This window comes from Prevotella sp. S7 MS 2 (assembly GCF_000762865.1).
In the GTDB taxonomy this organism is placed as follows: domain Bacteria; phylum Bacteroidota; class Bacteroidia; order Bacteroidales; family Bacteroidaceae; genus Prevotella.
This window is the reverse complement of record NZ_JRPT01000079.1, coordinates 1-10649: the sequence shown is the minus strand read 5'-3', so window position 1 is coordinate 10649 and position 10649 is coordinate 1. Positions and strand designations below refer to the sequence as shown.

Annotated in this window: 9 protein-coding genes; 3 read left to right on the top strand and 6 right to left on the bottom strand. The window is 45.0% G+C overall.

Annotated features, from left to right (window positions below):
* Positions 1-452: 452 nt before the first annotated feature.
* A complete protein-coding gene (locus HMPREF0671_RS10775) occupies positions 453-815 on the top strand; it encodes a hypothetical protein (RefSeq protein WP_156958414.1) in 363 nt (120 codons plus the stop codon).
* Between the two features lie 280 nt (positions 816-1095).
* On the opposite strand, the gene HMPREF0671_RS10770 is transcribed toward HMPREF0671_RS10775, so the two are convergent.
* The 4 genes from HMPREF0671_RS10770 to pyrE form a co-directional block, all read right to left on the bottom strand.
* Positions 1096-1659 (bottom strand): hypothetical protein, encoded by a 564-nt coding sequence (locus tag HMPREF0671_RS10770; RefSeq protein ID WP_036900480.1) that lies wholly within the window; start codon positions 1657-1659, stop codon positions 1096-1098.
* Positions 1660-1722: 63 nt separating this feature from the next.
* On the bottom strand, positions 1723-3084 hold the full coding sequence (gene argH, locus HMPREF0671_RS10765) for an argininosuccinate lyase (RefSeq protein WP_036900478.1): 1362 nt from the start codon (positions 3082-3084) through the stop codon (positions 1723-1725).
* 300 nt (positions 3085-3384) lie between these two features.
* Positions 3385-3792 carry a polyketide cyclase gene (locus HMPREF0671_RS10760; RefSeq protein ID WP_036900475.1) on the bottom strand — a complete coding sequence of 136 codons (408 nt, stop codon included), beginning with the start codon at positions 3790-3792 and terminating at the stop codon, positions 3385-3387.
* A gap of 18 nt (positions 3793-3810) precedes the next feature.
* Entirely contained in the window at positions 3811-4443 is a 633-nt protein-coding gene (gene pyrE, locus HMPREF0671_RS10755) for an orotate phosphoribosyltransferase (protein ID WP_036900473.1), read from the bottom strand.
* A 237-nt stretch (positions 4444-4680) separates the two neighbouring features.
* On the opposite strand from pyrE, the gene HMPREF0671_RS10750 reads away from it, so the two are divergent.
* Complete coding sequence (locus HMPREF0671_RS10750; RefSeq protein WP_036900471.1) at positions 4681-6033, top strand: MATE family efflux transporter; 1353 nt, start codon at positions 4681-4683, stop codon at positions 6031-6033.
* 25 nt (positions 6034-6058) lie between these two features.
* Here HMPREF0671_RS10750 and HMPREF0671_RS12105 read toward each other — a convergent pair whose 3' ends face one another.
* Complete coding sequence (locus HMPREF0671_RS12105) at positions 6059-6943, bottom strand: DUF559 domain-containing protein (RefSeq protein ID WP_082721723.1); 885 nt, start codon at positions 6941-6943, stop codon at positions 6059-6061.
* 82 nt (positions 6944-7025) lie between these two features.
* Positions 7026-8843: an arginine--tRNA ligase gene (gene argS / locus HMPREF0671_RS10740; protein ID WP_036900483.1), complete on the bottom strand. Its 1818-nt coding sequence runs from the start codon at positions 8841-8843 to the stop codon at positions 7026-7028.
* Between the two features lie 227 nt (positions 8844-9070).
* On the opposite strand from argS, the gene HMPREF0671_RS10735 reads away from it, so the two are divergent.
* Complete coding sequence (locus HMPREF0671_RS10735) at positions 9071-10204, top strand: ATP-binding protein (RefSeq protein ID WP_036900468.1); 1134 nt, start codon at positions 9071-9073, stop codon at positions 10202-10204.
* Positions 10205-10649: the final 445 nt, after the last annotated feature.

Below are 10649 nucleotides of genomic sequence, written 5' to 3'. Positions count from 1 at the left end.
CTTTGGGGCGGGGCGGGGTGGGGCTTTTGTAGGGATGTGGCATGCCGCATTCGAGAGGGAATACACAACCTTCTTTATTCCAGCATTGTAGCATATACATATCTGCGGACGCGACATGTCGCGTCCCTACGAATTCAATTATATCATCAAACAGTTGCTATTGGGCTGCGAGGGCTGCTAATATATGAGATAGCCACGCTGTGGCTTATTGTCATGACAAAGAGAAGTAGAGACGAAAAATCTTCTATCTCACACCATTATATAAAGACTTTTGCCGACCTTCTATGTTGATGTAGGTCAAAAAATGTAGGTGTTTGCGTAAACAGGTGGGTAAAAGTGTTGTGGGATGGGAGGAATGTTGCTATCTTTACACCGTATTTATAATAGGATAACAGCGAAAAGTAAGGCTCCAAACAGGATAGGGGAGTCTCTGAATATAGAAAGGTAGAAAGATGATGAAAAGGATAATGATAGCTCTTGTGGTACTTTTAGGTATGACGACAGCATTTGCAGGCGAGGAAAAATCGAATGCTGTAGAAGTATCAAGGGTATATAATACTAACTTTAATTTCCGCAAATTGGCCGAGACTTTACGTCTCTCGTCTGACCAACGTTCGATAGCTGAGGATGTACACAACACCTTTACCATTGAGATGAACAATGCCGCTGTGGCAGCAAAGGATGATAAACGTGAGATGGTAGAGCGTGCCGTGGCCAACGATATACGCAATATGCGCTATGTGTTGAACAAGGAACAACTCGCTAAATACGTGTTATTGCTCAATACGACGCTTGAAAACAGGGGGTTGAAGTAGGGACTTATTTAGGAGTTGTTGGGAGTTAAAGCCTTCGGCTAGGGAGTTATCGGAAGTTAACTGACCTATGTTGATAGGCTTCATGCATACGCAGAGGTTTTGATTCAAGGAGTTATTGGGAGTAAATCGACATTTGCCGATAAGTTAAAGAACAAATAAAGATGAAATAATTTCACTTTCGCAATAGCGGAAGTCTTATATACTGTTTAGATCAAATCTGTGATGGGTATCCAAGAAATTGGGTACCCATTTTTATTATAGGGATGGTTTGAAATACGGTTTATCTTACTGACAGTACGCCGAGAGCTCCTGTTGAGGATGCAGGGTAACGTATGAGCTTGTCGCCGGAGTCACCACTGACAATAAAACCGCCACTGTTTAAATCGTAAGAGCGATGGCATACAGGGCAGGTGGCAATGCCATTGGAGGCAACTGCGAGCGGTTTGCTACGCACGGGAATGGCATCCGGGTTGAAACAATTGGGACATTCGCGGTCGTAGGCATAAAAGGTAGCGTCGGTGGAGTTGCCGAATCCTACTATCAAAGCTCCATTCATGCCCAATTGGAACGAGCGGCGTGAGTCGATAGCGTTGAAGATTGATTCGTGGAAAGTGTTTTGATTGCTGACAAAACGGAAATATTGTGCGCCACCATGAGAGGTGACGGTGAGGGTTACGAAGACTCCGGCGTAGGGTGTCATGGCCTGTGCGAGCACGGGATCTTGGTGCACGCTGTTGTCAATGACAACATAACAAGGGTATCTACTGTACTTGTGGTTGGTGTTACAAGCCGTCGTAAACAATAGCATTATGGCTAGCAGACCGGTTAAGCGGAATTTTTTCATAGGCCTTTAAGAGTTATTGGAAGTTGCCGGAAGATAGCTGTCAAAAGTTTATTTACTGACGGATTACTGCTTATCGTTGCTTTGGCCCGTTGCGAGCAAGGCTTTCTCGGCTTGTTCCATTTGTTCAAAATGGAACTCACTGATGGTCTGTTCCATCAGCGACCGGATATTGTCATTGCACAAATTGCCGATACTGCCCTCGTGAGTATGGTGTATATTCTTGTCGGCCTTGAATGTTCCGGCTTCGATTTCCAGTCCCACTTTCTTGTAAGCATCGCGGAATGGCAAGCCCTCGGCGGCCAATCGGTTCACTTCTTCGACCGAGAACATGGGGTCGTACATGGAATTGTCGAGGATATGCTCGTTCACTTCCATCTTGTTGATGATGTAAGCTGTCATCCGGAGGCAGTCTTTGAGTTCGTCGAAAGCGGGCAGAAAGACTTCTTTGATGATTTGTAAATCGCGGAAATAACCTACGGGCAGGTTGTTCATGATGAGCATAACCTGCTGCGGAAGACTCTGTAGCTTATTGCTTTTGGCACGTATCAGCTCGAAGACATCGGGGTTTTTCTTATGCGGCATGATGCTTGAACCGGTGGTACATTCTTTGGGTAACTTCACAAACGAGAAGTTTTGGCTGTTGAACAAGCAAGCGTCGAAAGCCATTTTGGCTAATGTGCCGGCCACGGTAGCCATGGCGAAAGCCACATTTCGCTCTGTCTTGCCACGCCCCATCTGCGCATATACCACGTTGTAGTCCATAGAGTCGAAGCCCAACAGGCGGGTTGTCATCGTGCGATTCAATGGGAATGAAGAACCATAGCCTGCTGCCGAGCCCAGCGGATTGCGATTGGTCATGCGCCAAGCGGCCTGAAGGAAGAGCATGTCGTCGGCTAAACTCTCGGCATAAGCGCCAAACCAAAGTCCGAAACTGCTCGGCATGGCTATCTGCAAATGCGTATAACCCGGCATCAAAACGTCGCGGTAACGGTTGCTTTTTTCGATAAGTTCGTCGAAAAGCACTTTGACGTCTTCGACAATATCTTTGAGTTGTTGACGTGTGAATAGTTTCAGGTCGACCAAAACTTGGTCGTTTCGGCTGCGACCGCTGTGTATCTTCTTGCCCATATCGCCGAGCTTGCGCGTCAAAAGTAGCTCTACTTGGGAGTGAACATCCTCTACACCGTCTTCAATACAGAACTCTCCACACTCGCAAGTGTCATAGATGTTTCGCAATTCGGCCAGTAGTAGGGGGAGTTCGTCGCTACCTAGCAGTCCGATAGATTCCAACATGGTGATGTGAGCCATCGAACCGAGTACGTCGTATTTGGCTAAATAGAGATCCATCTCGCGGTCGCGACCGACAGTGAAACGCTCTATCTCCTTGTTTACTTCAAAGTCTTTCTCCCAAAGTTTGTTCGCCATAAGTCATCGCTCCATCAAAAGTGTGGGACAAAATATGTTTCCCTTTTGTTCCACCCTCGTTATTTTCTTATTGTTATAAAAGTCTCTTGTCGTCTCTCTGCGCCTATCTTTCATTGCTTGATAGGCAAAACAGTCACTAAAGAAGTGCCAAAATTCTTTGTTGTGCATGTAGAGACGGAGCGTACTCCGCCTCATTTGAATGCGTTGGATAGTAATAAATGCTCTCTTCTTATGAGACGGAAAACTTTCCGTCTCTACAAGAGGATGAGCATTTTCTTGATATATTCCTCCGCAAAGAGATTAATATTGTATCATCTGTAGGGCGTCGGCTATCTTCTCAATACCCTCTTGGAGGGGCTTCTGAACCATTCCTTTGATGAAAGGATTGAGCTCTGCCTTGATGGTAAGCTTCATTTTGCACGACGTATCTGTCACCGGTAAGAGTTGTATCCAGAAGTTGAAAGGGAGCGGACTCTGCTCTGTTTCAAACTTGATGGTCTTAGGTGGCTCGCGATCAATGATGTGTAACTTCACCGCACCCATCGGACTGCTGATGGCTATAGAGTCTTGATCGAACGAAAGATCGTTGAGTTTATCCTCCGGGATGCGCCCTTTGACCTTTTCGATATTGCTCAAGTTGCTCAGCATATCGTAGACAGCTTGCTGCGAGTAAGCTATCTCGCGGATGCTACTTTCAAATGTACTCATGTTATATGGGGTGTTATTTTACTTGTGCCAATGCGCCGGATCCTTGCGCCATTCATGTAATAACTCTACATCGCTTTCTACTATGTACTCCGTATCGAGCGCTTCGGCCACCACATGTTCGTAATCTGTGAGGGTGACAAGCTGCACGTTGGCCTTGTTGAAAGCCTCTTCGGCTTCGGGGAATCCGTAGGTGTAAGCTGCTACCATGCCGATAACGTTGCATCCATCGCGACGTATTGCCTCGACAGCTTTAAGACTACTGCTGCCTGTAGAGACGAGATCCTCTACTACTACAACTTTTGAACCGGGTCTTAATTCGCCCTCTATCAAGTTCTCCAAGCCATGATCCTTTGGTTTAGAACGTACATATACGAACGGAAGATGTAGTTCGTCGGCCACCAATGCGCCTTGAGCAATTGCTCCGGTAGCCACTCCTGCGATGGCTTCGACCTCAGGAAAGGCTTCGAGTATGGCGTGTACTAATTCCAGTTTGATGTAGTTGCGCAACTCTGGATATGATAGTGTCTTGCGGTTATCACAATAAAAGGGAGAGCTCCAGCCTGATGCCCAAGTGAAAGGATTGTTAGGTTGAAGTTTGATAGCTTTAACTTTGAGTAATTTTGATGCGAATTCTTTCTTTAAAGAGTCCATAGTGTATTAGTTTAAATCATTATATTGCTGATATGCAGTCTATCTTATGCAAAGGTAAATTAAATATTGCATACTTCAAAATAAATCTTTACGTGTTAGGATTCTTTGTGTTTTTGATGGTTGGATGGGGATAGTGGCAGCTTATTTTGTATTTAAGAGACTTCTCATATTCTCATCGGTAAAAGCTTATATAGTTCGGTAAAAAGTGATACTTTTGCATGGAAAAGATTGAAGAAGATGAGTAATGTGACTGATATGACGGTAGGATCGCCTGCAAGAGGTATCCTCAAGTTTTCTATTCCACTGATTTTAGGCTACATATTGCAGCAGTTATACCTCGTTATCGACGCTGCGATAGTGGGTCGTTGGGTTGGAGTTGGGGCTTTGGCAGCTATCGGCGCGTCTACATCTATCATGTTTTTGATTATGGGTTTTTGCAATGGAACGTGTGCAGGTTTTGCAATTCCTGTGGCCCAAACGTTTGGTGCAAAGGATTATAGTAAGATGCGAGCGTATGTAGCCAATTCTATTCGTATCGCCATTGTGCTCTCTGTAGTGATCACCGGAACCTCTTGCATCTTGTGTCATCGTATCCTTGGGCTCGTCAATACGCCTTCCGACATCTTCCATGAAGCCTATGTATTCTTGATGTTACAGTTTCTTGCCATCCCTTTTACAATGGCTTACAACCTACTTTCTGGTTTCATTCGGGCGCTGGGGAATTCTCGTCAACCTTTTTATTTCCTTATTGTTTCATCGGTATTGAACGTAGTTCTCGACGTGATATTGATACTTATATTGGGTATGGGAGTAGAAGGTGCAGGTATCGCAACCCTCCTTTCACAAGGATTTTCAGCGCTATTGTGTGCTTGGTACATTCGTCGAAGCATGCGAATATTGATACCTCAGGGGGCAGAAAGAGCTTATCATGATTCTATGGTAGGTCATTTGCTGAACAGCGGTGTCCCTATGGGCTTGCAGTTCTCCATCACCGGCATCGGTATCATCATGCTTCAGAGTGCCAACAATGCCCTTGGAACCGCCTATGTGGCTGCCTTCACAGCGTCAATGCGTATCAAATACCTGTTCACTTGTGTGTTTGACAACATCGGAGTAGCTATGGCTACCTATTGCGGACAGAACATTGGGGCACGCCAACTGGTGCGTGTGCGACGCGGTATAGTTGCGGTTACAAAGATAATGTTAGTCTATTGTCTGTTCACCTTTATTATAATATATCCCTTTGCCGATTATATGATGCTGCTGTTTGTCGATGGTAATCAGCGGGCGGTGATTGAAAATGCGGCGCTCTTCATGCGTATTGCCAATTATTTTTATCCGGCTTTGGGGTTATTGTGTGTGCTTCGTTATTCCATCCAAGGCTTGGGATACTCCAATTTGTCAATGTTGAGTGGTGTGATGGAGATGATAGCGCGTTGTGGAGTGAGCCTTTGGATAGTGCCGGCATACCATTTTGTGGGTGTATGTTTTGGTGATCCGGTGGCTTGGATAGCTGCAAATGTTTTCCTTATACCGGCCATGTTATGGCTGTATAGACACTTAAAAGTGAAGTTGGTGAATGGTAGTTAGGGAGTAATTATTAAAAGGTAAGAGATTATTTCCTACCAAAATCGGCAGGTATCTCGCCCCATTGCTTCGTTTCCCACTTCACTACGGGGGTGGTTACGCGATGAGTACGTAACCATAGTTCGGCACGCGCAATGATTTGAAACAACGGTTCGGTCTGTGCATTGCGCTCCAGTTTGGTTTTACATTGTTTCTTTTTCACCCATAATATAGCGTTGTAACTGTCGCTATAGATGGTATATCCTGTGATTCCTTTTTTGTCTAGCAAGGCCAGCGCATGCACGATGGCGAGGAATTCCCCGATGTTATTCGTGCCATGAACGGGCCCGAAGTGGAATATCTGTGTCCCTGTCTGTAGGTCAATCCCTTGATACTCCATCGGTCCGGGGTTGCCTGAGCAAGCTGCGTCTACGGCAATGGCAGCCCCACCCCGGCCCTCCCCAAAGGGGGAGGGAGTATTATTCTGCAGCGGGTTTGCTATTTTTGCCTCTTTGGAAAGAACCGGAGCGGAGATGGATGTTTGCATTTTGTTGTTCTTTAATAGCGTTAGTTCAGTTCTTATTGAATTAATGACACCATTTATATTAGCAATAATATCTTCGTTTTTGAATCGAATAACTTTGAATCCTTTGCTGTTTAAGAACTCGGTACGTTCTCGGTCGTGCATCGGTTGAAGCCCTCTTTCATGATAAACACCATCAACTTCTATCACAAGCTTATCGTGTAAACATACGAAGTCTGCAATGTATTCACCAATGATATGCTGTCTACGAAACTTATATGTATCCAGTTGTTTCCCTCTTAATGCAGTCCACAGGATACGCTCAGCCTCCGTTGCGCAGAGTCTGTTCTCTTCTGCAAACTTTTTCAGAAGCTCGTATTCGCTACTTTCAGCTGTTTCGTAGATATACATGATGTATTAGAGATTTTCCCTCCCCTTTTGGGGAGGGTTGGAGTGGGGCTATTGGTGAGGTGTTTTGACTGAGAAGAGGTCTTTACATCCTCTCCGGAACCTCGATACCTAGCAATGCCATGCCGTTCTTAATGACTTTGGCAACGTTTGCAGCCAATATCAAACGAGTGATTTTCTCGTCCTCGCGCTCTGCATTCAAGATGCTGTAGTCGTGGTAGAATTGATTGAACAGCTTGGTCAACTCGTAACAATAGTTGGCAATACCGCTCGGACTGTAATCCATTCCAGCTTGTGCCACGGCTACAGAGAAATCGCTCAGCTTCTGAATGAGTTCTGTCTCCTTTTCGTTGAGGGGTGCATTGTCGGTCAATGCGGTTGGCAATGCGATGCCTTCAGCTGCTGCTTTGCGCAGGATACTGCGGATACGAGCGTATGTATATTGGATAAACGGACCGGTATTTCCGTTGAAATCGATACTCTCTGCTGGGTTGAAGAGCATGTTTTTGCGTGCATCTACCTTCAAGATGAAATATTTCAACGCACCCAAGCCCACCACGCGAGCAATCTCGTTACGCTCTTCCTCGCTCATGTCTTTAAACTTACCCAGTTCGTCACTGGTCTTTCTGGCGTCGTCTACCATTGCTGCTATCAGTTCATCGGCATCAACTACCGTTCCTTCGCGGCTCTTCATCTTACCGTTAGGCAGCTCTACCATGCCGTAAGAGAAGTGTACTAACTCCTTTCCCCATTTGAATCCGAGGCGGTCGAGCAGCAATGAGAGCACCTGGAAGTGATAGTTTTGCTCATTTCCTACTACGTAAATCATCTTGTCGATAGGGAAATCGCTGAAGCGCATCTGAGCTGTTCCGATATCCTGTGTCATGTAGACCGATGTGCCATCCGAACGTAATAGGAGCTTTTGATCGAGTCCGTCACCGGTAAGATCGGCCCATACGCTATTGTCATCTTTGCGGAAGAAGAGTCCTTTCTCCAATCCTTCTTCTACCTTTTTCTTTCCTACGAGGTAGGTATCCGATTCATAATAGATTTTATCGAAGCCTACACCCATAGCCTTATAAGTCTCGTCGAAGCCGGCGTATACCCAGTTGTTCATCTTTTGCCATAGCGCACGTACCTCCGTATCACCTTGTTCCCACTTCACAAGCATCTCATGAGCCTCCTTAATGAGCGGAGCTTCGGCCGCCGCTTTGTCTTCCGCGTCTTTATCGGTCATGCCTTGAGCTTTGAATTGAGCCTCTAATTCCTTGCATTCTGCCTTGTAATGCTTATCGAACAGCACGTAGAAGTCGCCTATCAAGTGGTCGCCCTTCTTTCCGCTCGTCTCCGGTGTCACGCCTTCGCCCCACTTCTGCCAAGCCAGCATGCTCTTACAGATGTGGATACCACGGTCGTTGACGATGTTGGTCTTGACAACTCGATTGCCATTAGCTTCCATAATTTGAGCCAATGACCATCCCAAGAGGTTGTTACGCACGTGTCCCAAATGCAGCGGTTTATTGGTGTTGGGCGATGAATATTCTATCATTACTAGCGGCGAAGACTCTGTGACGGGCTTCTCGCCGTATTTCTCGTTGGCATGAATGTCGTTGAGCAGATCTACCCAAGCTGCCGATGCGATGCTGAGGTTCAGGAATCCCTTTACTACATTGTACTTAGCCACTGCTTTGCAATGCTCCTGTAGATAGGCACCTATTTCCTCTGCCGTGGCTTCGGGACTCTTGCGAGAAGTCTTCAAGAATGGGAATACCACGAGTGTGAGACTACCCTCAAAGTCGCTTCTGGTCTTTTGGAGTTGTACCATCTTTTCCGGAACATCTTGTCCGTACAGTTCTTTCACTGCCGCGAGCACCGAACTGCTTATTTCGTTTTCGATCATCATACCGATATAATCACTTAATTTATTTATCTTATAAGAACACTGCAAAGATAAAGAAAATATTGTAAACCACCATCATTCAGCGTTTTTAAACAGAAGAAGACGTTGGTTGCATCGCAATCTATCGCGGTCACACAACCTTGTGTCACACAACTTTGTGTTACTTTGTTTTGTTTGATACCTTTTTTTTACTATCTTTGGCGTACTGTAACCAATATATACATGATTGTATGAGGAGAAATTTTGTTTTTGGAACGGCTGTGAGTGACTATAATTTTACAGGTCGTGAGCGCGAAATAAAGAGATTATTAACTGCGTTTCAAACAGGTATTAATGTTATTTTGATGTCTGCTCGGCGTTTAGGTAAAACCTCTTTGGTGAAGCATGTCAGTAGATTGCTAGACTCCAATGAGGTTATCATGGTGTTTCTTGATATATTCAGTTGCAAGACAGAATATGAATTCTACAACAAACTAGCGACGGAGGTGCTGAAGCAGACGGCCTCCCGTCAAGAACTTTGGCTTGATGAGGCTAGAGAGTTTATCTTCCGATTGGCTCCAAAAATCTCTATTTCTCCTGATCCCAATTCAGAATTCAGTGTTTCTTTGGGTATATCTCCTAAGACGCACACCCCCGAAGAAGTCTTATCTTTGGCAGAAAAGATTGCTATCAAAAAAGGAAAACGAATAGTTGTATGTATAGATGAGTTCCAGCAAATAGGCGAGATGGAAGGTAGTAAGCAGATTCAAGCTCGTTTACGTGCCGTGTGGCAACATCAAGAGCATGTCTCATACTGTCTTTTTGGAAGCAAACAACATTTGATGAGCAATATTTTCCTCAATCGTAGTATGCCTTTCTATCAATTCGGTGACCTTATTGCGCTGGAAAAAATACCTACGGAAGAGTGGGTAGAATATATCGTTAGTCATTTTGCTGATGGTAATCGGACGATTCTTCGTGAACAAGCTGAAGAGATTTGTCGTTTTGTTGATAACTATTCTTCTTATGTCCAGCAACTCTCATGGATACTCTATACACAAACGAATGAAGGCGAATGTGTGACAGATGAGAAAGTCCGACAAGCCGAAACCGACTTGCTGAATGTTAATGAGATTCTGTTTATGCAGATGGTAGAACCATTGACGGAATATCAAACCAACTTTATTCGAGCCATTGTAAGTGGTGAACATTCCGATTTTGGATTGGCAGAGACACGCGAAACTTATAGGCTAGGCAGTTATTCAAACATAGGAAGGCTGAAAAAAGCTCTCTTAGAACGTGATATTATTACGTCTGAGAATCACATTATAACCCTTACCGACCCTGTATTTGCACAGTGGTTCAATCGTAATATGATGATATGAGAAAGCAAGACATCTTTTTTCATTCTCAATACATCAACCAATAGACTCGTAAATTAGCAACCTCAGTTCACTGCAGGGGCTAGGCAATATCGCTGTTTCGGCTTTGCAGCAATGCTGAATGGGCTTGGCAGAAGTGCTGAGAAGCCGCTGCAGCAACCTCTCTCCGCTCCTCTACAGCCCCACCCACGCCATTACCTCCCTCGTTTACCGTCGCACCGGCTGAGCCGACAGCGACTATTCGGTCGATGACCGATGGTTCCCCAAAAGGGGAGGGAGACGGTTTTGAGTTGACAAGTAGACGAGTTTAGGTTTTAGTTGGTGAGTTCTTGAGTTTATAAGTTATTGGTTGAGTTTGTTAGTTCATGAGTTTTTGAGTTGATAAGTTATTGTGTTATGCGATAATCATGCGGTGTTTGTCCCGTCAGCCGCTTAAAATATTTGCAGA